Source organism: Clavibacter sp. B3I6 (assembly GCF_030816895.1).
Taxonomy (GTDB): domain Bacteria; phylum Actinomycetota; class Actinomycetes; order Actinomycetales; family Microbacteriaceae; genus Clavibacter.
The window spans coordinates 1,801,116-1,823,841 of the sequence record NZ_JAUSYL010000001.1; the positions used below are offsets into that span (position 1 = coordinate 1,801,116).

At 74.0% G+C, this 22,726-nt stretch carries 28 protein-coding genes; 15 read left to right on the plus strand and 13 right to left on the minus strand.

Annotated elements, in window-relative coordinates; genetic code table 11:
- Positions 1-65: 65 nt before the first annotated feature.
- Positions 66-224 (plus strand): hypothetical protein, encoded by a 159-nt coding sequence (locus QFZ62_RS08545; protein ID WP_307504260.1) that lies wholly within the window; start codon positions 66-68, stop codon positions 222-224.
- 109 nt (positions 225-333) lie between these two features.
- Here QFZ62_RS08545 and QFZ62_RS08550 read toward each other — a convergent pair whose 3' ends face one another.
- Positions 334-1,257 (minus strand): AEC family transporter, encoded by a 924-nt coding sequence (locus tag QFZ62_RS08550; protein ID WP_307504263.1) that lies wholly within the window; start codon positions 1,255-1,257, stop codon positions 334-336.
- Between the two features lie 197 nt (positions 1,258-1,454).
- On the opposite strand from QFZ62_RS08550, the gene QFZ62_RS08555 reads away from it, so the two are divergent.
- Entirely contained in the window at positions 1,455-1,781 is a 327-nt protein-coding gene (locus QFZ62_RS08555) for a hypothetical protein (protein ID WP_307504266.1), read from the plus strand.
- A 13-nt stretch (positions 1,782-1,794) separates the two neighbouring features.
- On the opposite strand, the gene QFZ62_RS08560 is transcribed toward QFZ62_RS08555, so the two are convergent.
- A complete protein-coding gene (locus tag QFZ62_RS08560; RefSeq protein WP_307504268.1) occupies positions 1,795-2,721 on the minus strand; it encodes an SDR family NAD(P)-dependent oxidoreductase in 927 nt (308 codons plus the stop codon).
- Between the two features lie 112 nt (positions 2,722-2,833).
- Between QFZ62_RS08560 and QFZ62_RS08565 the strand changes: the two genes are divergently transcribed.
- Positions 2,834-3,499: a TetR family transcriptional regulator gene (locus QFZ62_RS08565; RefSeq protein ID WP_307504272.1), complete on the plus strand. Its 666-nt coding sequence runs from the start codon at positions 2,834-2,836 to the stop codon at positions 3,497-3,499.
- A 25-nt stretch (positions 3,500-3,524) separates the two neighbouring features.
- Here QFZ62_RS08565 and QFZ62_RS08570 read toward each other — a convergent pair whose 3' ends face one another.
- From QFZ62_RS08570 to QFZ62_RS08580, 3 genes are all read right to left on the minus strand, one after another.
- On the minus strand, positions 3,525-3,962 hold the full coding sequence (locus tag QFZ62_RS08570; RefSeq protein ID WP_307504274.1) for an SRPBCC domain-containing protein: 438 nt from the start codon (positions 3,960-3,962) through the stop codon (positions 3,525-3,527).
- Positions 3,963-4,092: 130 nt separating this feature from the next.
- Positions 4,093-5,793, minus strand: coding sequence for an MDR family MFS transporter (locus tag QFZ62_RS08575; protein ID WP_307504277.1), 1,701 nt, complete (start codon positions 5,791-5,793; stop codon positions 4,093-4,095).
- Positions 5,790-6,446 (minus strand): TetR/AcrR family transcriptional regulator, encoded by a 657-nt coding sequence (locus tag QFZ62_RS08580; protein ID WP_307504279.1) that lies wholly within the window; start codon positions 6,444-6,446, stop codon positions 5,790-5,792. Before QFZ62_RS08580 ends, QFZ62_RS08575 begins: the two co-directional genes overlap by 4 nt.
- 299 nt (positions 6,447-6,745) lie before the next feature.
- Between QFZ62_RS08580 and QFZ62_RS08585 the strand changes: the two genes are divergently transcribed.
- Positions 6,746-7,537, plus strand: a complete 792-nt coding sequence (locus QFZ62_RS08585; protein ID WP_307504281.1) for a hypothetical protein — start codon at positions 6,746-6,748, stop codon at positions 7,535-7,537.
- 12 nt (positions 7,538-7,549) lie between these two features.
- Positions 7,550-7,753 carry a hypothetical protein gene (locus QFZ62_RS08590; protein WP_307504285.1) on the plus strand — a complete coding sequence of 68 codons (204 nt, stop codon included), beginning with the start codon at positions 7,550-7,552 and terminating at the stop codon, positions 7,751-7,753.
- A 39-nt stretch (positions 7,754-7,792) separates the two neighbouring features.
- Here the strand turns inward: QFZ62_RS08590 and QFZ62_RS08595 are convergent, their stop codons facing one another.
- Both QFZ62_RS08595 and QFZ62_RS08600 read right to left on the minus strand, forming a co-directional pair.
- Entirely contained in the window at positions 7,793-8,365 is a 573-nt protein-coding gene (locus tag QFZ62_RS08595; protein WP_307504288.1) for a TetR/AcrR family transcriptional regulator, read from the minus strand.
- On the minus strand, positions 8,358-9,191 hold the full coding sequence (locus tag QFZ62_RS08600) for an alpha/beta fold hydrolase (RefSeq protein ID WP_307504291.1): 834 nt from the start codon (positions 9,189-9,191) through the stop codon (positions 8,358-8,360). Before QFZ62_RS08600 ends, QFZ62_RS08595 begins: the two co-directional genes overlap by 8 nt.
- A gap of 180 nt (positions 9,192-9,371) precedes the next feature.
- On the opposite strand from QFZ62_RS08600, the gene QFZ62_RS08605 reads away from it, so the two are divergent.
- From QFZ62_RS08605 to QFZ62_RS08620, 4 genes are all read left to right on the plus strand, one after another.
- Complete coding sequence (locus tag QFZ62_RS08605; RefSeq protein WP_307504293.1) at positions 9,372-10,451, plus strand: GNAT family N-acetyltransferase; 1,080 nt, start codon at positions 9,372-9,374, stop codon at positions 10,449-10,451.
- 139 nt (positions 10,452-10,590) lie between these two features.
- The gene (locus QFZ62_RS08610; protein ID WP_307504297.1) at positions 10,591-12,015 is read left to right on the plus strand and encodes a DUF6421 family protein; all 1,425 of its coding nucleotides are present in this window, start codon (positions 10,591-10,593) and stop codon (positions 12,013-12,015) included.
- Positions 12,012-12,641 carry an SDR family oxidoreductase gene (locus QFZ62_RS08615; RefSeq protein ID WP_307504302.1) on the plus strand — a complete coding sequence of 210 codons (630 nt, stop codon included), beginning with the start codon at positions 12,012-12,014 and terminating at the stop codon, positions 12,639-12,641. The genes QFZ62_RS08610 and QFZ62_RS08615 overlap by 4 nt, the downstream gene beginning before the upstream one ends.
- Positions 12,642-12,735: 94 nt before the next feature.
- Positions 12,736-13,638, plus strand: coding sequence for a hypothetical protein (locus tag QFZ62_RS08620; RefSeq protein ID WP_307504305.1), 903 nt, complete (start codon positions 12,736-12,738; stop codon positions 13,636-13,638).
- Positions 13,639-13,641: 3 nt separating this feature from the next.
- Here the strand turns inward: QFZ62_RS08620 and QFZ62_RS08625 are convergent, their stop codons facing one another.
- The 3 genes from QFZ62_RS08625 to QFZ62_RS08635 form a co-directional block, all read right to left on the minus strand.
- A complete protein-coding gene (locus QFZ62_RS08625) occupies positions 13,642-14,736 on the minus strand; it encodes a DUF418 domain-containing protein (protein WP_307504308.1) in 1,095 nt (364 codons plus the stop codon).
- Between the two features lie 65 nt (positions 14,737-14,801).
- Positions 14,802-15,467, minus strand: coding sequence for a response regulator transcription factor (locus tag QFZ62_RS08630; RefSeq protein WP_307504311.1), 666 nt, complete (start codon positions 15,465-15,467; stop codon positions 14,802-14,804).
- On the minus strand, positions 15,464-16,627 hold the full coding sequence (locus tag QFZ62_RS08635; RefSeq protein ID WP_307504313.1) for a sensor histidine kinase: 1,164 nt from the start codon (positions 16,625-16,627) through the stop codon (positions 15,464-15,466). The genes QFZ62_RS08630 and QFZ62_RS08635 overlap by 4 nt, the downstream gene beginning before the upstream one ends.
- Positions 16,628-16,706: 79 nt before the next feature.
- Here QFZ62_RS08635 and QFZ62_RS08640 point away from each other — a divergent pair, with 79 nt between their 5' ends.
- From QFZ62_RS08640 to QFZ62_RS08650, 3 genes are read left to right on the plus strand one after another with little or no spacing between them, the layout of a single operon-like run.
- Positions 16,707-17,111, plus strand: coding sequence for a hypothetical protein (locus tag QFZ62_RS08640; protein WP_307504316.1), 405 nt, complete (start codon positions 16,707-16,709; stop codon positions 17,109-17,111).
- Between the two features lie 27 nt (positions 17,112-17,138).
- On the plus strand, positions 17,139-17,657 hold the full coding sequence (locus QFZ62_RS08645; RefSeq protein WP_307504318.1) for a zeta toxin family protein: 519 nt from the start codon (positions 17,139-17,141) through the stop codon (positions 17,655-17,657).
- Between the two features lie 23 nt (positions 17,658-17,680).
- The gene (locus QFZ62_RS08650) at positions 17,681-17,986 is read left to right on the plus strand and encodes a DUF1905 domain-containing protein (RefSeq protein ID WP_307504321.1); all 306 of its coding nucleotides are present in this window, start codon (positions 17,681-17,683) and stop codon (positions 17,984-17,986) included.
- A gap of 33 nt (positions 17,987-18,019) precedes the next feature.
- On the opposite strand, the gene QFZ62_RS08655 is transcribed toward QFZ62_RS08650, so the two are convergent.
- Positions 18,020-18,379 carry a VOC family protein gene (locus QFZ62_RS08655; RefSeq protein ID WP_307504323.1) on the minus strand — a complete coding sequence of 120 codons (360 nt, stop codon included), beginning with the start codon at positions 18,377-18,379 and terminating at the stop codon, positions 18,020-18,022.
- A gap of 166 nt (positions 18,380-18,545) precedes the next feature.
- Here QFZ62_RS08655 and QFZ62_RS08660 point away from each other — a divergent pair, with 166 nt between their 5' ends.
- The 3 genes from QFZ62_RS08660 to QFZ62_RS08670 all read left to right on the plus strand — a co-directional run bounded on the left by QFZ62_RS08660 (position 18,546) and on the right by QFZ62_RS08670 (position 21,521).
- On the plus strand, positions 18,546-20,303 hold the full coding sequence (locus tag QFZ62_RS08660) for an MDR family MFS transporter (RefSeq protein ID WP_373425949.1): 1,758 nt from the start codon (positions 18,546-18,548) through the stop codon (positions 20,301-20,303).
- Positions 20,300-20,890, plus strand: a complete 591-nt coding sequence (locus QFZ62_RS08665; RefSeq protein WP_307504326.1) for a MarR family winged helix-turn-helix transcriptional regulator — start codon at positions 20,300-20,302, stop codon at positions 20,888-20,890. Before QFZ62_RS08660 ends, QFZ62_RS08665 begins: the two co-directional genes overlap by 4 nt.
- Positions 20,891-20,999: 109 nt before the next feature.
- On the plus strand, positions 21,000-21,521 hold the full coding sequence (locus tag QFZ62_RS08670; RefSeq protein WP_307504328.1) for a GNAT family N-acetyltransferase: 522 nt from the start codon (positions 21,000-21,002) through the stop codon (positions 21,519-21,521).
- 15 nt (positions 21,522-21,536) lie between these two features.
- On the opposite strand, the gene QFZ62_RS08675 is transcribed toward QFZ62_RS08670, so the two are convergent.
- Together QFZ62_RS08675 and QFZ62_RS08680 are read right to left on the minus strand one after the other, a co-directional pair.
- Positions 21,537-22,199 carry a pentapeptide repeat-containing protein gene (locus QFZ62_RS08675; protein WP_307504331.1) on the minus strand — a complete coding sequence of 221 codons (663 nt, stop codon included), beginning with the start codon at positions 22,197-22,199 and terminating at the stop codon, positions 21,537-21,539.
- 106 nt (positions 22,200-22,305) lie between these two features.
- Complete coding sequence (locus QFZ62_RS08680; protein ID WP_307504333.1) at positions 22,306-22,680, minus strand: VOC family protein; 375 nt, start codon at positions 22,678-22,680, stop codon at positions 22,306-22,308.
- Between the last annotated feature and the right edge of the window lie 46 nt (positions 22,681-22,726).

Here is a 22,726-nt window from a genome sequence, read left to right on the forward strand (position 1 = left end):
CGCCCATTCCTGGCAAGGTCGAAGGGCGGGGGTCCACCGGTCCCCGCAGATCCCCGAGGAGCACCATGCCGCTGATCCGCTTCCTGTTCATCGCCGTCCCGATCGTCCGCAGGTTCCTGCGGAGCCGCCAGGGCAAGGCCGCCATGGCCAAGGGCAAGGCGCAGTACGCCAAGCGCGCGCAGAAGCGCGCCGCCGGACGCACCGTCCCCACGCGCCGCCGCTAGGACCGCTCGGTCCCGCCGTGCGGATCCGCCCACCCGGCGGATCCGCAGGCCGTCGTGCGCGTACCGGCCGGCCGATGGGCCGACCCGGCCGTCGTGGTCCCCGTGCGCCCTACGGCGCCAGCAGCGCCGCGATCACCAGCAGCACCGGGATCGACGCGACCGTCGTGATGAGCACGGTGTCGCGCGCCAGCACCACCCCGCGGTCGTAGCGCGACGCGAAGTTGAAGATGTTCTGCGCCGTCGGCAGGCCCGCGATCACGGTCGCCGCGAAGGTCTGCTCGGCGTCGAGGTGGAACGCGTACCGCGCCAGCAGGAAGGCCGCGAGCGGCATCACGACCGTCTTGATGACCGACGCCACCACGATCTCCCCGCGCCCGGATCCCGGCGCGAGCGGCTTCCGCCCCACGAGCGACATTCCGAACGCCATCAGGACGATGGGGATCGCCGCGCCGCCGATCAGCCGGAAGGGCTCGTAGACGGCGTCCGGGATCTCGAGCCCGGTGATCGCGATGAGGATGCCGAGCATCGACGCGATGATCATCGGGTTCCGCAGCGGCTGCGTGAGGATGCCCACCACCGACGCGGTCCCGCGGCTCGAGATGTCGAGGATCGTGAGCGTGGTCGGCGCGAGCACGAGCAGCTGCAGGAGCAGCACGGGCGCCACGAGCTGCGCGTCGCCCAGCACGTAGATGGCGACCGGCAAGCCGATGTTGTTGGCGTTCACGTAGCTGGCCGAGGCCGCGCCGATGGTGGTCTCCGCGACCGGCCGACGGAAGAGCACGCGCGCCACGATGAGGTACAGGATCGCCGCGACGGCCACCGCGCACGCCGACGCGAGCAGGAACGCGGAGAACACGACGTGCAGGTCGGCCTTCGCGAGCACCGTGAACAGCAGCGCGGGCGTCGCGACGAAGAACGCGACCCGGTTGAGGGAGTTCTGGGCGCCCGGCCCGGCGATCCCGGAGCGGCCGACGGCGTAGCCCACGGCGATGATGAAGCCGATGATGGCGAACCCGGTCAGCACCCCGATCATCCGACTCCCCTCGCGCGCGTCCTCCCCACCCTACGGGCGGTCCGGACCGCCGCCGTCCCGTGCCCGCCGTTCAGGGCGGGGACAGCGCGCGGACACCGCGCCGTCATCGGGCGCGCTTAGCGTCGAGCACGTCGCGTCCGCGATCGCATCACCGCGCCCCTGCTCCGGCCGTGGCGCTCATCCCGCTCAGGATCCCCATGCCGCATCGCCGCACCGCCCGCCCCGCGACCCGCCGGACGCCGGGTGCGCGCGCCCGGCTCGGCCTCCGCATGCCGCTGGTGGTCGCCGCGGCGCTGGGCATCGCGCTCACCGGATCCACCGCGCCGGCCCTCGCCCTCGACTCCGCCCCGAGCGCGGTGCGCATCGTCGACGTGGAGCCGGAGTCGGCAGCCGGTCCGCCGACGGCCCCGTCGTCCGCGGGTCCCGACGCAGCCGACCTGCCCGCCCACGTGACGCTCGCGCTCGCGCTCCTCGCGGCGGGGATCACCGCCGTGGGCATGGTGCGGCGGCCCGAGCGCCCCTGACCGGCCCCGACCGTCAGACCCCCGCGACCGCGGATGCCGCGGCGACGGGGAACGTCACCCCGGTGAGCTCCTCGGATACCGACCACAGGCGCCGCTGGACCGCAAGGTCGTGGGAGTCGGGGCTGGAGGACACGCGCTGCGGGAAGCCCCGCACCTCGCCCCGCCCGCCGGGTCCGAAGTACTGACCGCCGAGGACGCCGGGGTCGGTGGCAGCGCGCGCGGTGGGCAGCGCGCCCATCCGCGGCTCCTGGGTCAGCAGCGGGGCGAGCCAGGTGACGGGCAGCCGGAGCGCGGCGGGCACGTTGCGGGTGAGCTCCGTGTCGGAGACGCCGGGGTGGGCGGCGACGGCGACCGTGGTGCCGTGCACCGCGAGCCGCCGCTGCAGCTCGTACGTGAACATCAGGTTGGCGAGCTTGGCCTGGCCGTAGGCGCCGGCCCGGCTGTACGAGCGCTCCCACTGCAGGTCGTCGAAGCGGATAGCGGCCTGGATGCGGTGCCCGGTGCTGCTGACCGTCACGACGCGGGAGCCGGGGACGGGCAGGAGCCGGTCGAGTAGCAGGCCGGTGAGCGCGAAGTGGCCGAGGTGGTTGGTGCCGAACTGCAGCTCGAAGCCGTCGGCGGTGGTCGCCTTCGGCGTGTACATCACCCCCGCGTTGTTGATGAGGAGGTCGATGCGCGGGTGGGCGGCGCGGAGGTCGGCCGCCGCCGAGCGGACCGACGCGAGGGAGGTCAGGTCGAGGGCCTGCACGCGCACGTCGCCGGCGATGCGGGCGGCGGCCCGCTCCCCCTTCTCGACGTCCCGCACGGCCAGGACCACCTGGGCCCCGTGCTCGGCGAGCATCCGCGCGGTCTCGAATCCCAGTCCGGTGTTGGCGCCGGTGACGATCGCCACCCGTCCGCTCTGATCGGGGATGTGCTGCTCGGTCCAGTCGTCGCTCATGATGCTCCTCGTCGTGCTTCTCAGTGAAGTACTGCTGGTCTGGTAATGCCCTCACGCTAAGAGACCACCGGTCTCATGTCAAGGGACCGGCGGTCTCTCCTAGGATGGGCGGGTGACATTCCAGCGGGCACGGAGCGAGGAGCAACGGGAGATCCGTCGTCGCGCGATCCTCGACACGGCCGTCGCCATGCTCCGCGAGATGCCCGTCGCCGACCTGTCGCTGAACGAGCTCAGCCGCCGGGTGGGCCTCGCTAAGTCGAACGTGCTGCGGTACTTCGAGTCGCGCGAGGCGGTGCTGCTCGAGCTGCTGGACGACTTCCTCGGGAGCTGGCTCGCCGAGCTCGCGAAGGACCTCGATGCGGGCGTCGACGCGGGCGCGGCATCGGACGTCCGGGCCCGGCAGCTGGCGGACATCCTCAGCCGCTCGCTCGCGGACCGGCCCGTGCTGTGCGACCTGTTCGGCGCGCAGGGCGGCGTGCTGGAGCACAACGTGTCGGTCGAGGTCGTCACGCGGCACAAGCGGTCGTCGCTCGCGCGGCTCGCGACCATGACCGACCTCGTGTCCCGCCACCTGCCCGAGCTCGGCGACGGTGCGCAGCTGTTCTGCCTGATGAGCCTCGTGACCGCGGGCGCACTGGCGGCCTACGCGCCGCCGCCGGCCAGCCTCGTCGCCGCCTACGCCGCGGAGCCCGCGCTCGCCGCCCTGCACCTGGAGCCGCGGGACGCCCTGCGGATCGCGATCACGTCGGCGCTCCTGGGGGCGCTGCCGCGCACGTGAGCAGAGCGGGTCGCTCGTCGCGCGACTAGGGCGCGACCAGCCCCTCCATCACGTCGAAGAACGAGCTCCAGCCCTCGATCGTCATCTCGCGCTGCTCGGCCGTGAACTCGCCCGCCGTCTGGGTCAGGGTCATGCGCGTCGCCCCGCCCGCGACCTGCTCGAAGTCGACCTCGATCGGGTCCCCCGCCGGCTCGTCGGGCACGTCCGTCATGGTCATGGCGATGCGCGACGGGCGGTCGAGCTCGACGTAGTGCCCGGCCCAGAGGATGGAGGAGCCGTCGGGCAGCAGCATCACGGCGTTCCAGGCGCCGCCCTCGCGCACGTCCATGTGCAGGGCGTCGAGCGGGACCTCGACGGCGGCGGTGCCGAACCAGGCCGAGAAGTCGGCCGGCGTGATCCACGCGTCGAAGACGCGCTCCCGCGGGGCCGCGAACGTGCGGGTGATGACGATGGGCGCGCTCACGGCGACCTCCGATGGTGCTCGACGGGACAGGGAAGGGCCGCCGCCTCCGCGAGGAGACGGCGGCCCTACGGGGAGTCGACCAGCCGCGCGCGGCGGTGTCAACGGGTGGACATCCCCGAGGATCCGTCGGTCAGCTGCCGGAGCCGTCCCGCGCGTCGCTCGACGGGACCGCGATCCGCGACGCGTCGTCCGCCGCGTCCGGTCCGGTCACCTGCGCCGGCTGCGCGCCGGGACGGGTGCCCGCCCGCTGCTCCGCCTCGAGCCGCTCGGCCTCCTCGCCGCCGACCGCCTCGCCGCGGGCAACGAGCCCTGCGACGTCCGACAGCGGGATCTGCTTGAGGAAGAGCGAGAGCACGAACGCGATGCCGATGAACGGCACGAGGTACCAGAACACGGGCGCCAGCGCGTCGGCGTACGCGTCGACGATCCCGTCGCGCACCGCGTCGGGCAGCGCGTTCAGCGTCTGCGGGTCGATGCTGCTGGCCGAGGCCGCCGCGTCGCCCGGGGCCGCGCCAGCGCCCGCGAAGACGCCCGTGAGGTTCTCGGTGAGCCGCGTCGTGAACAGCGTGCCGAAGACGGCCGTGCCGAGCGCGGCGCCGACCTCGCGGAAGTAGTTGTTCGTGCTGGTCGCGGTGCCGATCTGCGCGGCGGGCACCGCGTTCTGCACCACGAGCACGACCACCTGCATGATGAGGCCGAGCCCCAGCCCGAAGACGAAGAGGAACACGCAGATCAGCCAGACGGGCGTCTGCGCGGTGAGCGACGTCATGAGCACGAGCGCCAGCATGGTGAGGAGCGTGCCGACGATCGGGAAGATCCGGTAGCGGCCGGTGCGGCTGATGAGGATGCCCGACACGATCGACATGCCGATGAGGCCCACCATCATCGGCAGGAGCAGCAGCCCGGAGACCGCGGCGGAGGTGCCGGTCGACATCTGCAGGAACGTCGGCACGAAGCCGATGGCCGCGAACATGCCGATGCCGAGCGCGAGGCCGATGGCGGTGGCGTTGACGAACACGGGGTTCCGGAAGAGGCTGAGCGGGATGACCGGGTCGTCCGCGCGCGACTCCGTGAACACGAAGAGCGACGCCGCGACCACGAGCCCGAGGCCCCACGCCCAAGTGGCGAGGGATCCCCAGCCGTAGGCCTTGTCCCCGCCGAAGTCGGTGAAGAAGATGAGGCACGTGGTGGCGATCGACAGCAGCACCACGCCGGCCACGTCGATCCGCTTGGTGGCCTTCTTGCTCGGCAGCGTCAGCGTGACGAAGGCGACGACGAACGCCGCGATGCCGATGGGGATGTTGATGTAGAACGCCCACTGCCAGGTGAGGTGGTCGACGAAGAAGCCGCCGAGGAGCGGTCCGCCGACGGCCGAGAGGCCGAAGATGCCGCCGAGCGGACCGAGGTACCTGCCGCGCTGGTTGGCCGGCACGATGTCGGCGATGATCGACTGCGACAGGATCATGAGCCCGCCGCCGCCGAGGCCCTGCGCCGCGCGGAACACCACGAACGACCAGAAGTCGCCCGCGAACGCGCAGCCGACCGAGGCGAGCGTGAAGATCGCGATGGCCGCGAGGAAGAGGTTCCGCCGGCCGAGCACGTCGCCGAACTTGCCGTAGATGGGCATGACGATCGTGGTGGCGAGCAGGTAGGCCGTGGTGATCCAGACCTGGTGGTCGACGCCGCCGAGCTCGCCGACGATCGTCGGCATCGCGGTGGAGACGATGGTCTGGTCGAGGCTCGACAGGAGCATGCCGGCGATGAGCGCCGAGAAGATGATCCAGATGCGCCGCTGCGTGAGCAGGAGGGGCGCGGGGGCGGTGGCGGTCATGGGGTCCGTTCGGGCTGGGCTGCGGTGGTGGTGGGCATGACCTCGCGGGCGGCGTCGAGGCGCCGCCGGAGGATCAGGTCGATGGGGTCGGAGTTGCCGGGGGCGAGGTACTCGCGGCCGCTCGCGCGTGCGAGGGCGGCGACGATCTGCACGACGGCGGCCGCGCGGAGGTCCCCTCGCGTGAGGCCCTCCCGCCGCTCGACGAGGACCGCGTCGGTGTCCTCGTCCTCCACGGACGCCTCGATGGCGCGGATGAGGAGGCCGGGCTCCCGGCGCATGGCCGCGTGCATGTCCTGCAGCGCGGTGCCGTCGATCTCGAGCCGGGACCAGCGGGCGAGGCACAGCTCCGCGAGGTCCCCGAGGAGCGTGGGCGAGAGCGCCGGATCCCGCGGGTCGCCGGCGGCCACGAAGGCCTCCTCGAGGTCCGCGGTGTCGAGGCGCGAGGAGCGCCCGAGCAGCGCGTCCTCCTTGGAGGCGAAGTGGTTGAAGAAGGTGCGGCGGGAGACGCCCGCCTGCTCGCAGACCTCCTCGATCGTGAAGCCGGCGAGGCCGCGCTCGGCGGTGAGCCGCCGCGCCAGCGTCGCGAGCCGGGCGGAGGTCTCCTTGCGCCGTCGCTCGCGGAGTCCCGTTGCACCATCAGTCACGGAGTGCATCTTTGCACTGACAGGCCACGAGTGCAATGTGTCCCAGGAAGGGGCCCTGCCGGGGCGACCGTCCGGCCGGGGGCGCTGGCATTGACTTCCCCGACGATCAGGTGGAGCGTTCCCCTCACGTCGGCATCGACTCGTCGCATTCGACATGGGCGACGATGCAGGGGCGCACCACCGGTCCGACACCAGCGCCGTCCAGACGCATCTCGGCGCACATCCACGGACCGGCTTCGATGGACCCGCCACCCCGGAAGGCTCCACGCCTCCGGGAGGCAGGCCCTCCACGCAGGAAGGCGAGAACGATGACGTTCGATGCACATGCGAGAAGGAACCACACCGGCGGTCTGCTGACCGTCGCCGCCGCGTTCGTCGCGGTGATGATGAGCGCGGGCCCGGCTTCCGCGGCCACGGCACCGGCGCCCGCGGCGCCCGATGGCGGGCAGGCCTCCGCCGTGACGGAGTGCGCCGCCGGGACCGGCGACGCCGCCGCCCCGGCCGCCGGGCCCGAGATGGTCCGGCTCGAGGGAGCCGCAGCGGACGACACGGCCGCGCGGGCCGCCGCGCTGGCGCAGGCCGCGGGAGCGACGCAGCACACCCCGACCACCGCGGTGGATCGGGAGGGCGTGAAGGTCTACGCCATCGACGTCGAGGGCGCGACGGCCACGTCCGTGACCTTCCCCCTCGTCGGCGCCGGCCTCGTGCAGCCCAGCAACCTGACCTACATCGTGGATGAGGGCGGCGAACTGGCGCAGTACTCCGAGTCGACGGTGGTCGAACGCGAGGACGGGGGCCTGGACGTGACCACCTACCGCGACGGGGCGCTCGTGCATTCCGCGGCGCTGGATCCGGCCGCCCAGCCGACCGGGTCCCTCGCCGACGCGTCGGCCAGCGCCGCCTCAGCCGACCCCACGACATGCCTCGCGGCGGTCCTCGGCGTGAGCGCCATCGTCGCCGGCGTCATCCTGGTCCTCTGCGGGGGCTCGTGCTCCGTCCCGTTCACGCCGCCGACGGCAGTCGTCTGCGCCGCCTGCATCGGGGGGTTCGCCGTCGTGGGCGGCGCCTCGATCGCAGCGGTCATGGGCTGCTTCAACTGAGGCGGCGCCGCGATGAGACGCACCATGGGGCGATTCCTCGCCTCGTTCATCCTCATGGTCGCATCAGGTGCCGCCCTGATCCTGATCATCCCGTCCGCCCTCGGCACGGATCCCGCGATCGCCGCGTGGGTCCCGATCACCCTCGGCGCCCTGTTCGCCGCGAGCGCCTTCGTGGCCTTCCAGGTCCGCCCCGCGGCTGGCCGCCGACCCCGGTGACGCGCAGGCCGCATGCGGCGGGCGGGAGCGGGAGCGGCGCTACGCCCCCGGCTTCGCGCGCAGGCCGAGGTCGACCATGTCGATGAGCCAGTCGAAGCTCTCGTCCGTGGCGGTGCCCCACTGGAAGCCGCCGCCGGCCTCGATGGTGGCGAAGCCGTGGAAGATGCTGCGGAGCGCCCGCAGCGCGTGGGTGGCGTCGGCCTCCGGCAGGTCGTAGCCGCGGAGCACCGCGACGAAGGGCTCGAGTCCGCGCGCCGACGCGACGGCGATCGGATCCTCGGGGCCCGTGACCTCGACGCCGACGGTGGCGGCGTACCGGCCCGGGTGGGCGAGGACGAACGCGCGGAGCGCGCGAGCGGCGGCCCGCAGGGCGTCGCGGCCCGCGCGCCCCTGGATGGCGGCGCCGATCGCGTCCGCGGCCTCGTCGAGGGCGCGGGCGGCGATGCGCCGGGTCAGGTCGTCCTGGCCGGCGACGTGCTTGTAGAGGGAGGGGGTGCGGACGCCGACCCGCTCGGCCAGCCGGCCCATGGTCAGCTCGGCGAGGCCGATCTCGTCGGCGAGGTCGGCGCCGGCGGCGACGACCGAGGCCGTGTCGAGGCCGGCCCTAGGCACGCGCGCCCGCCAGGAAGGTCGTCATCGCGGTCGCCACCTCGGCAGGGTACTGCGTGTGCGGGTAGTGCCCGGCGCCCTCGACGACCTCCAGGCGACCGAGACCGGCGGGCAGGGCGGCCACGATCGCCTCGCCCTCGGCCCGCGGGTCGGCCCAGTCGCAGTCCGCGCCGCCCTGCACCACGAGGACCGGGCAGCGGACGTTGGCCAGCTGCGCACCGGCGTCCGCCGGGGTGCCCGAGCCCATGGCCCGGAGCGCCGCCATCCGTCCGGGCTCGGCCAGCATCGCGCGGATCCGCTCGAGGCGGGCGGCGTGGTCGGCGGGCCGGACGCCGGGATAGGCGACGTCGAGGTACCGCAGCCACTGCCGCGAGCTGCTCAGCAGGGTCGTGCCCAGGAGGTGGCGCATGCCCCGGCGGAAGGCCGGGCTCCGCAGGTCGCCGAGGGAGAGCGACTGCTTCCGGGTGAACGGCGCCAGCTCGACGACGGCGGTGACGAGGTGCGGGGCTGTCGCGGCGGCGATGGTCACGGCGCCGCCGGCGATGGAGTGGCCGACCAGGACCGCGGGGCCGCCCAGGTGCTCGACGAGCCGGATGAGGTCGCCGGCGAGGTCGGTGCGGCTGTGGCCGGCCCATCCGACGCTGGACTCCCCGTGGCCGCGCAGGTCCACCGCGGCGACCCGGTAGCCGGCCTCGACCAGGAGGGGCGTGAGGAACCGGTACGCCTCCCGGCTGTCGCCCATGCCGTGGGCGAGGACGAGGAGCGGGCCGGTGCTGCCGCTCAGCTCGTAGGCGAGGGTGCCGCCGTCGACGGTCAGGTACTCGGTCATGTGCGCCTCCCGGTGCGGATCGTCGCGGTGGCTTACCGCGTTAGCTACAAGCTAGCACCATTAGCTACGACGTCACGCGTTCCCCGGAAAGGGAAGGCGGGCGGGTTCGACCGCTGTCCACCCCGCCCCGTGGAGAATGAGGAGGGCGGGCGACGAGGCCCGCCCGACCGCGAGGATCCCGTGACCACCGAGCTGCACCCCTCCGCCGACCTCTCCCCCGACGATCGCGCCGCGACCGTCGCCCTCGCCGACGCCGCCTTCCCGCCGGAGCCCGGGGACCCGGCCGGCGACATGGCCTGGGCCGCGGCCGACGAGACCGCCATCGCGCGCGACCCCGACGGGCGCGTGGCGGCGATGGTCGGGATCGTGCACCGGGACGGCACGCTCGACGGCGCGCCCGTGCGGCTCGCCGGGATCGGCGGCGTCGCGACCTGGCCCGACCTCCGCCGTCGGGGCTACGCGCGCGCCGCCCTCGAGCAGGCCCTCGAGGCGATCGACGCGCGCGGGCCCGACCTCACGATGCTGATCTGCGCCCCCGCCCGGGTGCCGTTCTACGCCAGCGTGGGCTTCGTCCCCTTCGCGGGCACGACCTGGACCGAGCAGGGCGGCGAGCGCGTGGTCCTCGACTACGAGCCCGCCATGATCCGGCCCGGCCGCCTCCCCGCGCCCCGGGACGGCGAGCTCGACCTGTGCGGGCCCGCCGTGGTGACGGCGGATCCCGGGGTGCGGCTCGTCCCGGTCGACGTGGCCGCGGAGGCCGACGACCTGCGCGCGTTCCTCACCGCGAACGCGTTCCCGTTCCACATGACGCCGCGGCCGACCGCCGCGGACGTCGACCGGCGCCTCGCCGGCGGCGACTTCCAGGCGCCGGAGCACGAGGCGCTGTGGGTCGACGTCGCGGGAGCCGGGCGCGTGGGCCTCGTCGTGCTCGACGACATCCAGGATCCGGGGATCATGTTCGACCTCCGCCTCGCCGAGGCGTCCCGCGGCCGGGGTCTCGGCGTGCACGTGCTGCGGGCGCTGACGGCCCACGTGTTCCGGACGTACCCGGAGGCGACGCGCTTCGAGGGGCAGACCCGCGACGACAACCGGGCCATGCGGCGGACGCTCCTCGCGGCGGGCTTCGTGAAGGAGGCGCACTACCGCGACGGCTGGCCCGTCGCGGGCGCGGCGCCGCACGACTCGGTCGGCTACGGGATCCTCCGGCGGGATCACGAGGCGGGGACGACGACGCCCGTGCCGTGGGATGACATCGACTGACCCGACGGTCATCCACGCACGGAAGCTGCGCCGCCGGCCGGATCCACGCGCCGAACCCGCTCGACGGGCAACATCCCGCGCCGATCCCGCCGTTACGGTGGAGGAACCGCACGCCACCCGCACGATCGGAGGTCGATCCATGTCCAGCGCCGCACCCGCCGCAGCAGCCGTCATCGGTGAGCCCGAGGTCGTCGAGGACGTGCGCACCGTCGCCTCCTCCCCCGCCTGGCTCGCCCTCAAGGCCGCCGCCGTCGCGCTCCAGCCGATGCAGGCGAAGGACGGCTCGGTCCCGGACCCCGCCGACCACGCGGAGGCCGCCCGGCGCATCACGGAGATCCGCGACTCCGTCCGCGCGCTCGCCCCGCTCTTCCCGCACGACGCCGCCTACCTCGCCGCACTCGACGGGGACCTCTCCCGCTGGGTCGACGCCGGTCTCGGCGTCCCCGACTTCCTCGACTCGCTCACCGCGTTCCAGCCGCAGCGCGATCGCGTCGACGGGATCCGGCACCTCGTCGTCTTCCCGATGACGACGCAGAACGGCAGCGCGAGCCGGCTCGTCGAGGCCGTGCTCATCGAGGTCGTGTGGCCGGAGTTCGTGGCGGATCTGGAGGCGGGCGACTACGGCAACGCGCTGTTCGTCCCCATCCGCTTCGTCGACTTCACGCCCGGCTACGACACGAACTCCGCGGTGCTGTTCCCCGAGACCGTCGCCATGCGCGAGGTCCCGACCTTCACCTGGGGCGCGATCTTCGCCGACCGCGAGGCCGCCCGCTTCCGCCGCGTGGTGCGCCACGCCGCCGAGGTCACCAAGCTGGAGCTGCCGGAGGACGCGCGCCGCCTGCTGGACGACCAGCGGCTCGCGGAGGAGACCTTCGTGATGTGGGACCTCATCCACGACCGCACCCACATGCGCGGCGACCTGCCGTTCGACCCGTTCATGATCAAGCAGCGGATGCCGTTCTTCCTCTACTCCATCGAGGAGCTGCGGTGCGACCTCACCGCGTTCCGCGAGGCCGTCGCCATCCAGCGCCGCCTCGCCGCGCTGGATCCCGCCGAGCGCACCGCCGCCGACGACGCCCTCCTGGAGCGCGCCGGCATGGTGCAGCACGCGGTCATCTTCGACCGGATCTTCCGCTTCGCCATCACCGGATCCCGCGTCCGGAACTACGACGGCCTCGGCGGCCAGCTGCTGTTCGCGTGGCTGCACCAGCACCACGTCCTGCACTGGACCGACACGCGCCTCACCATCGACTGGGACGACGTCGCCGACGTGGTGGTGGCCCTCGCCGACCGGGTGAACGACCTCTACTGGCGCTCCATCGACCGGCCGAAGACCGCGCACTGGCTGGCTGCGTACGCGATGGTCACCGAGACGGTGACCCCGCACCCCGCGTCCGTGTGGGCGAAGGGGCCGGACGCGCTGCCGCTCGACGGGCCGCCCAAGGGCCTCACCGACCTCGTGCTGGACGACGAGTTCCCGCTGAGCATGTTCTTCGAGGCGCTCGAGAGGAAGATGCGGGACGTGATCGGGTCGACCGCGGGGATCACGGGGCAGGCCGCGTGAGCGTCGACGGCCGTGTGGTCGTGGTCGCGGGCGCCTCGAGCGCCGCGGGCCGCGCCGTGTGCTCCGAGCTGACGGCGGCCGGCGCGCGCGTCGTCGCGGTCGGCACGGACGCGGGGCGGCTCGAGGCCGTCGACGCGTCCCGCCGCGAGGTGTGCGACCTCGCCGACCACGCGGCCGTCGTCGAGCTGGCCGCCCGGATCCGCGCCGACCTCGGCGGCGTCGACGGCCTCATCCACCTGGTCGGCGGCTGGCGCGGCGGCAACGGCCTCGCCGGTCAGACGGACGATGACTGGGACTTCCTGCACGAGCGGCTCGTCACCACGCTCCGCAACACCACGCGCGCCTTCGACGCCGACCTGCAGGCGTCGGAGGCGGGCCGCCTCGCCATCGTCTCCTCCACGGCCGTGCAGCGCCCCTACCCGGGCGGCGCGAACTACTCGACCGCGAAGGTCGCCGCCGAGACGTGGGTGCGCGCGGTCGACCGGGGCTTCTCCAAGGCCGGCTCCCCCGCCCGCACGACGATCTTCGTGGTGAAGGCGCTCGGCGGCCTCGAGAGGGCGCTCGGCCGCCGGGTCGTCGAGCTGTGGACGGCCGTGCCGCCGGAGCGCGACCTCATCGAGGGCTGAGACGCCCCGCGGCCGCCGCAGCGCACGGCGGCCGCCCCGGAGAGGGCACGCCCCTCCCCTCGGTCCGCGGAGTCCGCCGGGGTACGTTCGCTGCGTGACCCCGCCCGCCAGAACCGCCGAGCACGACGCCTTCGGGCCCTGGATCCAGATCGTCCGCGTCCACGACGAGGTCCCCCGGCTCTTCCGGCCGCACGGGGTCGACCCCTTCGGCGCGCGCCTCGTGCTCAAGGTGCCGCGGGACATCGCGCGCCGGGACACGGATCCGACCATGGACCTGTACGAGCGCCTCCTCGTCGTGGGCGACGAGGGGATCGAGGTGCTGACGCGCGCGGGCGACGGGTTCACGACGCAGCGCCTCCCGTTCGCCGACCTCGTCGCCGTGCGCGACCGGGTCGACCTCCTCGACGGGCTGCTCACCTTGCACACCGTCGACGGCACGGCCGTGCCCGTGCCCTACAACGGCGCGTCGGCGGACGTGGTGGCCCACCTGGTCGAGCTGCTCGTGGGCCTCGCGAGCGCCGCCGGCTGCCCCCTGCCGCCCGCGACGCCGGCGGGCTCGCCCTACGCGCCGCGCGTGGAGGTCGGCGTCGAGGAGGCCGGCGTCGCGTCCGAGTACTGGCGGCTGTCCGCGGGGGACGCGGAGCTGCGCTTCCTGTCGTCCCGTCCCCGCACCCCGCTCCGGCGGACCGCCGCCGGCCTGATCGGGGCGATCCGCAGCCTCCGCCCCATGAGCCTCGCGGGCGCCGTCGCGGCCTGCACGCCGCGCGAGCTGCTGGTGATCACGCGCCGCGACCAGGTGATGGGCAGGAGCACGCCCACGCTCTCGCTCGACCGCCTGCGGATCCTCCGGCACGCCATCACGTCCACCACGGCGGAGCCGCACCGGGTGTGGGCCGGCATGTCCGTGGTGACGGTGCGCGCGGGCGACGCCGCGTTCGCGATCGTCGCCGAGTCGACGTCGTCGTTCGAGGCCGACCTGCTCACGATCAGCGGCTGAGCGTCAGCGGTCGGCGGCGGCAACCACGACGGTCGGCTGCGCGACGGATCCGCCGCGCTCACGCCGCAGCGGCAGCCACCGGCCCCAGGTCGCGCAGCGCCACAGCCACTCGAGCGGACCCTGGCGGAAGGCGCGCAGCCAGAGGACCGTGAGGATCCACTGCCCCGCGAGGACGACGACGGCCGCGCCGAGCAGGAGGCCCCACGAGCCGCTGTGCGGCAGGTCGAGGAGGGCGCCGATCGCGATCATGACGGGGGTGGCGAGCACGTACCCGGAGAGCGCCGTGCGTCCGAGCGGCGCGAAGACGGCGCGGAGGGCGGGGGCCACGGGTGTGCGCAGGAGGAGGAGCAGACCGGTCACGTAGGCGCCCGCGAGCGCGGCGCCCGCGACGGCGGACGAGGTGCTGAAGCCGGACGCGGGGAGGTCCTGCAGCTGCCACGCGATCGAGACGGCGCTCGCGGCGGCGAAGAGCGCGAACAGGATCGCCGGGCCGCGCACCGCGGTCGGGAAGCGCGCCACCACGCCGTACCGCACGAGCGCCGAGCCGAGGAGGAAGAGGCCGGGGATGAGCGGGATGCCGCCGCCCGTGACCACCAGCGCCGCGGGGATCAGCACCGCGGCGAGCCCGGCCACCACCCCGCGCGGCAGGGACGACGACGGCAGCAGGATCAGGAGGCCGCAGACCGCGTAGAAGAGGAGCGCCTCGCCGGGGTGCACCAGCTGGTGCAGGATCCCGAGGGGCAGCAGCACGAGGAGCCGGCGGAGGAGCAGCAGGCGCGGTCGCGGGTGGCGGCGGGCGGCCGAGGCGAGGAACAGCGAGAAGCCGATCCCGAACAGCAGCGAGAAGATCGGGAAGAAGCGCTGCTGCACGAGGAGCTGGAGCCAGCCGCTCGCGTCGCCGAGGTTCGCGGGCAGGTGGTCCGTCTCGTAGCCGAAGTGCACGAGCGGCCCGATGTTGACGAGGAGGATGCCGCACAGCGCGACGCCCCGGATCACGTCGAGGGCGTCGATGCGGGCGGCAGGCGCGGCGGGGGTGGCAGGCGCGGCGGGGGTGGGCGGCGCGACGGGCGCGGGCGGCGGAGCGGGGTTCTCGGTCATGTCCCCCCACGATCCCGGGGCGCGGCCGCCCGGGCATCGGCCGATCGGCCGCGATCAGGGGCGGATCACGGCCGATCGGCCATGAGCCCGCGCGCCCACATCCACGCCGCGATCTCGACGCGGTTCCGCGCGTCGAGCCGTGCCTGGATCCCGGCGAGGTGCGCCTTCACGGTGCCGAGCGACAGGAACAGCTCCTGCGCGATCTCCGCGTTGGTCGCCCCGCGCGCGACGAGGCGCGCCACGTCGAGCTCGCGGGCCGTGAGCCGGGTCGCGGCCTGCCGGGCGTCCTCCTGCCGGGTCGCGCCGGATCCGCCCGCGGCCGCCAGCTCGGCCAGCAGCCGGACCGTGACCGACGGGCTGATGAGCGACTCCCCGCCCGCGGCCGCGCGCACCGCCTCCACGAGGAGGGCAGGCCCCGCGGTCTTCAGCAGGAACCCGGCGGCGCCGTGCTGCAGCGCCTGGTGCACGTACTCGTCGAGGTCGAAGGTCGTCACGACGACGACCTGCACGGCGTCGTCGGCGAGCGCCCGGGCCACGGCGAGCCCGTCCATCCGCGGCATCCGGATGTCGAGGAGCGCCACGTCGGGCCGGAGCCGGCGCACGGCGTCGAGCGCCTCCACCCCGTCGGCCGCCTCCGCGACGACCTCGATGCCGTCCTGCGCGTCGAGGATCATGCGGAAGCCCGCGCGCACCATCGCCTGGTCGTCGGCGATCACCACCCGGATCGTCATGGCCGCCCCGCCGGGAGGTCCGCGCGCACGGACCAGCCCGCGCCGTCCGGGCCCGCGTGCAGCGTGCCGCCGAGGGCGCGCGCCCGCTCGGCCATCCCGATCACGCCGAAACCGCCGTCGAGATCGCGGTCGCCGGCGCCGCCGTCGTCGCGGACCTCCACACGCACCCGGCCGTCGGCGAGCGCCACGTCGACCACGACGGTCCGCGCGGCCGGAGCGTGCCGGCGCACGTTCGTCAGGCCCTCCTGCACGATCCGGTAGACGCTCGCCTGCACCTCGTCGGCCACGGCGCGGGCAGCCGGATCCGCGGCCTCGGGCAGGCGCGCGTCCACCGCCGCGGGCACGGCGGCGCGGAACCGCTCGACCAGCGCGGGCAGGTCGGCGAGCGCGGCGACGGGCGCGACCGGCGCGGATCCGCCGCCGTCCGCCCGCAGCACCCCCACCAGCTGCTGCATGGCCTCGAGGGCACGCTCGCCCGCGCCCTCGATGTCCGCGAGCATGCGCGCGGCCCGCTCCACGTCGAGCGGGGACGTCGCGCGCGCGGCCTGCGCCACCACCACGATCCCGGTGACGTGGTGCGCGACCACATCGTGCAGCTCGCGGGCGATGGCCTCGCGCTCGCCGCGGCGGGCGACCTCGACGCGGGCCTCGGCCGCCCGGTCGCCGGTGCGCAGGGATCCGCCGACCGCGATGCAGCTGACGACGGCGAGCGCGAGGACGATCACGTAGACGACGGCGTCCGGGCTCGGCACCCGCGCGGGGAGCGCGAGGACCGCCGCCGCCACCGCGGCGACCGACCGCGCGCGGCGAGGGCCGTCGGCCTCGCGGACGACGGTGATGAGGAGGATCAGGAGCGCGGCCAGCTCCACGAGGCCGAACGAGCCCATGCTGTCCGGCCGGATCACGGCGAGGACCGCGGTGAGGAGCAGGGACGCGGCGACGGTGATCCACGCGGGCACGCGGTGCCGGTGCGCGAGGACCGCGAGCACGGCCACGGCGGCGAACGCGAGCGCCGGCCAGCGGAAGTGGACCACGAGCAGGTCGAACGCGGCGAGGACCGCGAGGACCGCGAGGCCGGCGGCGTCCGCGAGCGGGACGGCACGGCCGCGGACGGATCCGGGACGACGGGCGCGGCCGGCGCTCCCCCCTGTCCTCGGCATGGGATCAGTGTCCCATCAGCCTCGTCCTGGGGGCATGCCGCTCCGCGCGTCCGCGCCGCCGATCCCTAGCGTGGGAGGCATGGACCTCCCCTTCCTCCTCATCGGCATCGTCGTCATCGCGACGGTCGTCGCCGTCCGCGTCCTCGTGCAGAGGAAGGCGCGGGAGCGGGCCGACCGCGAGCCGCAGGTGCCGACGATGCCGCGCGCGATCGGCACCGCCGCCTTCGGCCTGGTGTTCCTCGCCTTCGGGATCGCCATGCTGGTCACGGCGGACGACCTCTCCGCCGGGACCGGGTCCGGGCGCCTCGCCTGGCTGCCCGCGTGGATCCAGGTGCTCGGGCTCGTCGCCGCGGGCGCGTACTTCCTGGTGCTCGCGTTCCGCACCTACCGCGGCGTGCAGGAGCGCCGCCGCCGCGGTGCCGACGCCCCGGCCTTCGACCCGCTGGCCGCGGACACCGACGTGCGCGACGAGACCCGCCCGTAGGGGTCGCACCGCGGATACGGTGGGCGGATGACCGACGCCGTGCTCCTCACCGGCACGGTCGGCGCGGGCAAGACGACCACGATGCACGCGCTCGGCGCGCTCCTCGGTGAGCGCGGCAGGCGCCATGCCCTCGTCGACGCGGACGCGATCCGCCTCCTGCACCCGGCACCGCCCGCCGACCCGTTCCAGCAGGCGCTCGAGCTCGCGAACCTCCGCGACATGTCCCGCAACTACCGGTCGGCGGGCGCCGAGGTGATCGTCGTCGCCGCCGTCGTGGAGCACGCCGACGACGTCCCGCGCTACGCCGACGCCCTCGGCGCCCGCGACCTGCTGCTCGTGCGGCTCACCGTCGACGCCGACGCCGTGGAGGCCCGCCTCCGCTCCCGCCACGCCGAAGATCCCTCGGGCCTCGCCTGGCACCGGGCCCGCGCACCGCAGCTCGCGGCCGTCCTCGCGGGCGCCGACCTCGGCGGCGTGACGGTCGACACCACGTCGCGCACGGCGGCGGAGGTCGCGGCGCTCATCGCCGACCGCGCCGGATGGTGAGCGGTCGCCCGTAGGGTCGGAGGATGCACGACGACCTCCCGCTCGACTTCACCGCGCCGCTCTGGGTCTGGGAGGCGCGACGCGAGTTCATGACGCTGGTGACCGTGCCCGTGGAGCTCGGCGGCATGCTGCGCGAGCTCGGCGAGGCCGGCCGGCGCGGCTTCGGATCCGTGCCCGTGCGCGTCCGCGTCGGCACCACGACCTGGCGCACCTCCGTCTTCCCGCAGGGGGACGGGACCTGGGTCCTGCCGATCAAGCGCGCGGTGCGCGACGCGCAGGGGCTCGAGGTCGGCGGTGACGTGCACGTCGACCTCGAGCCCCTCGTCTGACGGCCCGGCCGCCGACCGCTCGGCGGCCGCCGCTCAGGCGCCGACGGGCGGCGTGTACAGCTGCAGGTCGTTGCCCTCGCTGTCCTGGAACGGCAGGATCCGGCCCCACTCGTGGTCGCTGACCTCGCCCGTGATCTCGGCGCCGCGCCCGCGGAGCCGCTCGAGCTCGTCCTCGATGGACCCCTCGGGCGTGAACGAGATGACCGCTCCGCCCCCCTTCGAGCCGCCCGTCTCCTCGCGCGCGTTCAGCCCGATCATCAGGCCGTCCGCGTCGATCTCGCTCCAGTCCTCGCTCTGGCTCCGCACCGTGAGCTCGAGGGTGTCGCGGTAGAACGCGACAGCGCGCTCCATGTCCTGCACGGGCAGCCAGACCGTCGCCACCGAATCGACCATGGGTTTCCTCCTCGCATCGGGGCCGGTCGTCCGACCGGCGCACCCTTCCGGTCTACTCCCGCCGACGGCGCGGCCTCAGTGGTCGGGGCGGATCCCCGGGTCCGAGATAGTTGACAACAGTCCACCACAGTCATATGGTTGCTCGTAGTCAACTACCCGGAGGATCATGTCCCAGCACCACCCGGCCGCCGCGTCACCCGCGAAGGCCCCCCGCCGCACCGTCTCCCCCGACGGATCCATGTCGAAGCGCCAGGTCCTCGAGTCCCTCTCGGGCCTCCTCCTCGGCATGTTCGTCTCGATCCTCGCCGGCACCGTCGTCTCGACGTCGCTGCCGATCATCATCAGCGACCTCAAGGGCGACCAGTCCGGCTACACCTGGGTCGTCACCGCGACGCTCCTCGCCACCACCGTGAGCACGCCGCTCTGGGGCAAGTTCGCCGACCTCTTCAACCGCAAGCTGCTCATCCAGCTCGCGCTCGCGATCTTCGTGCTGGGCTCCGCGCTCGCCGGCTTCTCGCAGAACACCGAGACGCTCATCGCCTTCCGCGTGCTCCAGGGCCTCGGCGCCGGCGGACTCGCCGCGCTGAGCCAGATCATCATGGCCGACATCATCAGCCCGCGTGACCGAGGCCGGTACGCCGGCCTCTTCGGCGCCGTCATGGCCGTCGGCACCGTCGGCGGCCCGCTCCTCGGCGGCGTCGTGACGGACGCGTTCGGCTGGCGCTGGAACTTCTTCATCGCGCTGCCGATCGCCATCATCGCGATCATCCTGCTGCAGGTCACCCTCCACCTGCCGTCGCACCCGAAGCGCACGGTGCACGTCGACTACCTCGGCGCGGTCTTCATCGCCTCGGGAGTCTCACTCCTGCTCATCTGGGTCTCGCAGGCCGGCAACGCGTTCGAGTGGGCCTCGGCCACCTCGTACCTCATGGCCGCCGGCGCCGTCGTGCTGCTGATCGCCGCGGTGGTCACCGAGCTCCGCGTCTCCGAGCCGATCATCCCGCTCACCATGTTCCGCAACCGCACCTTCACGCTCGCGGTGCTCGCGAGCCTCGCGGTCGGCATCTCGCTGTTCGGCACCTCGGTCTTCCTCGCCCAGTACATGCAGCTGTCGCGCGGCGCCACGCCGACGCAGTCCGGCCTCCTCACGATCCCGCTGATGGCGGGCCTCCTCATCGCGTCCACCGTCTTCGGCAGCCTCATCAGCCGTCGCGGCAAGTGGAAGGCGATCATGATCGCGGGCGCCGTCCTCGTCGTCGCCGGCACGGCCCTGCTCTCCACGCTCCGCTACGACACCGACTTCGTGCTGGTCGGCATCTACATGTTCGTGCTCGGCGCGGGCCTCGGCATGCTGATGCAGAACCTCGTCCTCGTCGTGCAGAACTCCATCGAGGTGAAGAACCTCGGCGTCGCCACCAGCGCCGTCACGTTCTTCCGCAGCCTCGGCGGCACCGTCGGCGTCTCCGTGCTCGGCTCGATCCTCGGCACGATCATCGCGTCGGAGATCACCGCCGGGATCCGCGCCCTCGCCCCGGCCGACCAGGCCATCGCCGCGCAGGCGCTCGGCTCGGGCGTCATCCCGCAGGTCTCGCAGCTCACCCCCGCGGTCCGGACCGTCGTCGAGAGCGCCTACGGCATCGGGATCGGCGACGTGTTCCTCTACAGCGTGCCGCTCGCGATCGTGTCCCTCCTCGCGGTGATCTTCCTGCCCAACGCGCAGCTCGGCAGCAAGAACGCCGTGCAGCTGAAGAGCGACACGGCCGCGCAGGCGGACGGCCAGGACGTGCGCCGCACGGACGCCGAGGACGCGCTCATCGGCGCCTCCGCCGGAGCCGTCGCGCTCACCCCGGCCGGCGAGGCGAACCCGACCGGCTCCATCCGGCTCCCCGAGTCCGAGGACGCCGGGGCCGACTCCCGCCGATGACGGACGAGGACCGCTCCGCCGGGGGCGACGCCGCGCAGGACGCCGCGGGCGTCGCCCCGGGGATCGCCGCCGGCATCGCTGAGGTCGAGGAGCAGATGACCGCCCTCGCCGCGCGGATCCGGGCGACGAGCCGCGAGGCCGCCGCCCGGATCCACCCGGACCTCGCGCCCATCGGCTACAAGATGCTCCGGGTGATCCGGCGCTGCGGCAGTGCCCACGCGAGCGCCGTCGCCGACCAGCTCGGCGTCGACCGCAGCGTCGTCAGCCGCCAGGTGCGTCAGCTCCAGGAGCTGGGCCTCGTGGAGGTCGGCGCCGACGCGCAGGACGGCCGGGTGCGGGTGCTCGCCCTCACCGAGGCCGGCCGCGCGGGCATCGAGGCCGATGACGTCCAGGGCGGGAGCCGCCTCATCCGCGGACTCGGCGGCTGGACGCGCGCCGACCTCGACGCGTTCGCCGGGTACCTCGCCCGCCTCAACGCGGGCGGGGAGCAGGGCTCGGCGGACGGACCCACTACGGGCCCCGGCACCGACTCCGTCGGCGGATCCGACGGCTGCGTCGCCCGCCCGGCGTCCGCCGAAGCGGCCTGACCGGACCACCGGCACCACCGCTCGCACGACCACGACGCGCCGTCGGTCGGGGACCCAATCCCCGACCGGCGGCGCGTCGTCGCGCGCGCGGGGCGCGAGGATGGGTGACGTGCTCGATGCTCTCGCCCTCCCCGTCCCGCTCGCGACCCGCATCGCGGGCGTCGTCCTCCGCCGCGCGGGCCTCAGTGACCTCGGGCCCCTCACGCACCTGCTCGCCGACGATCCGATCAGCGCCTCGCGGGGCGACCGGGCGGATCCGGACGATGCGGACCGGTACCGTGACGCGCTCGGGCGCATCGTCGCCGATCCCGGGAACGAGCTGCTCGTCGCCACCTCAGCCGACGGCGCCCACGTCGGCACGATGCAGCTGACGCTCATCCCCGGCATGGCCCGCCGAGGCGCCTCGCGCCTCCAGGTGGAGGCCGTGCGCGTACGGAGCGACCTGCGGTACTCCGGCATCGGCGGCGCCATGGTGCGGTGGGTCGCCGATGAGGCAGCACCCGCCCTCGGCGCCGGGCTCGTGCAGCTCACGTCCGATGCCGCACGTGTCGACGCGCACCGGTTCTACGAGCGGCTCGGTTACGCGCGCTCGCACGTCGGGTTCAAGCTGCCGATCCCGCCCACGGCGTAGCAGGGGTCCGCCGGCTCAGTCCTCGACGCGCACGCGGAAGTGGCGGGCGAAGACGGGGCCGAGCGCCGTGAGCTGGTTCGAGTCGAGCACGGCGCCGCGGAGGCCGTCGGGGGTGTCGAGGTCGTGGATCTCGGCGCCGCGCAGGTCGAGGTGGGTGAGGCTCGAGTCGGCGAGGTCGAGCGTGCCGATGGTGGTGCGCGCGAAGGCGATGCGCATGCCGGACGTGCCGCGGAGGTCCAGCTCCTCGACGGCGCAGTCGGTGATCAGCAGGTCGGTGATCTTCGAGCCGCGCAGGTTCACGAAGCCGAGGCGGCAGTCGGTGATGTGCACCGACGAGAGCGAGGAGTCGTAGAGCTCAGCGGATCCGACCCGCGAGCCCTCGAGGCGCACGTCGCGCATCCGCATCCGGGGCGCCTTCAGCACGGGCGCGTCGAGGCGGGAGGCGAGCACGTCGACGAGGCTCGCGGCCGTGAGGTCGGCCTCGTGCAGGCGGATGCGCTCGAGCGCGCACTCCTCGAACCCGATGTCGACGAGGTCCGCATCGCTGAGGTCCGCGTCGGCGAAGCGCAGCCGCTCGAACGACGCGTGCGCGTCGAGGTCGGACGGGTCGCCGTCGCCGAGGTCGTCCAGCCGCGGGTCGCTGATGCGGGGCGCCAGGAGGCGGGTGGATGCGGCCATGCGGTCCTCCGGAGGGGTGTCGGATCCCGTCCGGCGGACGGTCGTCCCACCGTACGGGAGACCCCCGCGGACGCCGGCCGCGAGCCGTGCCCGGCGCCCGCGCGCGCTACTTCGGCTGCTCGATGCCGAGCGAGTTGCCGTCGGGGTCGGTGATCCACGCCGCCCACATGCCGGCGTGGTCGGCGATGCCGTCCACTGTCCGCAGCTCGTCGGTGTCGTAGTCCTCCGGGGACACGCCGCGCTCGGCGAGCTGGTCGAGCTCGGCGCGCAGGTCCTGGACCTTCCACGACGCCTTCGTCTGCTCGTCCTTCGAGCCGATCGTGCTGGTCGTGACCGTGAGGTCGGTGCCGCCGGACCGGTAGGTGATCGCCGACTCGGACTCCTCGGCGACCTCCAGGCCGAGCGCCTCGGCGTAGAAGCGGCGTGATGCGGCCATGTCCTGCGTGAGCAGGACGACGCCGACGGGGTGCTCTCCGAGCATGGTGTCCTCGCGTTCCCGCCGCCCGGGTGGCGGCTCCCCTCGAACG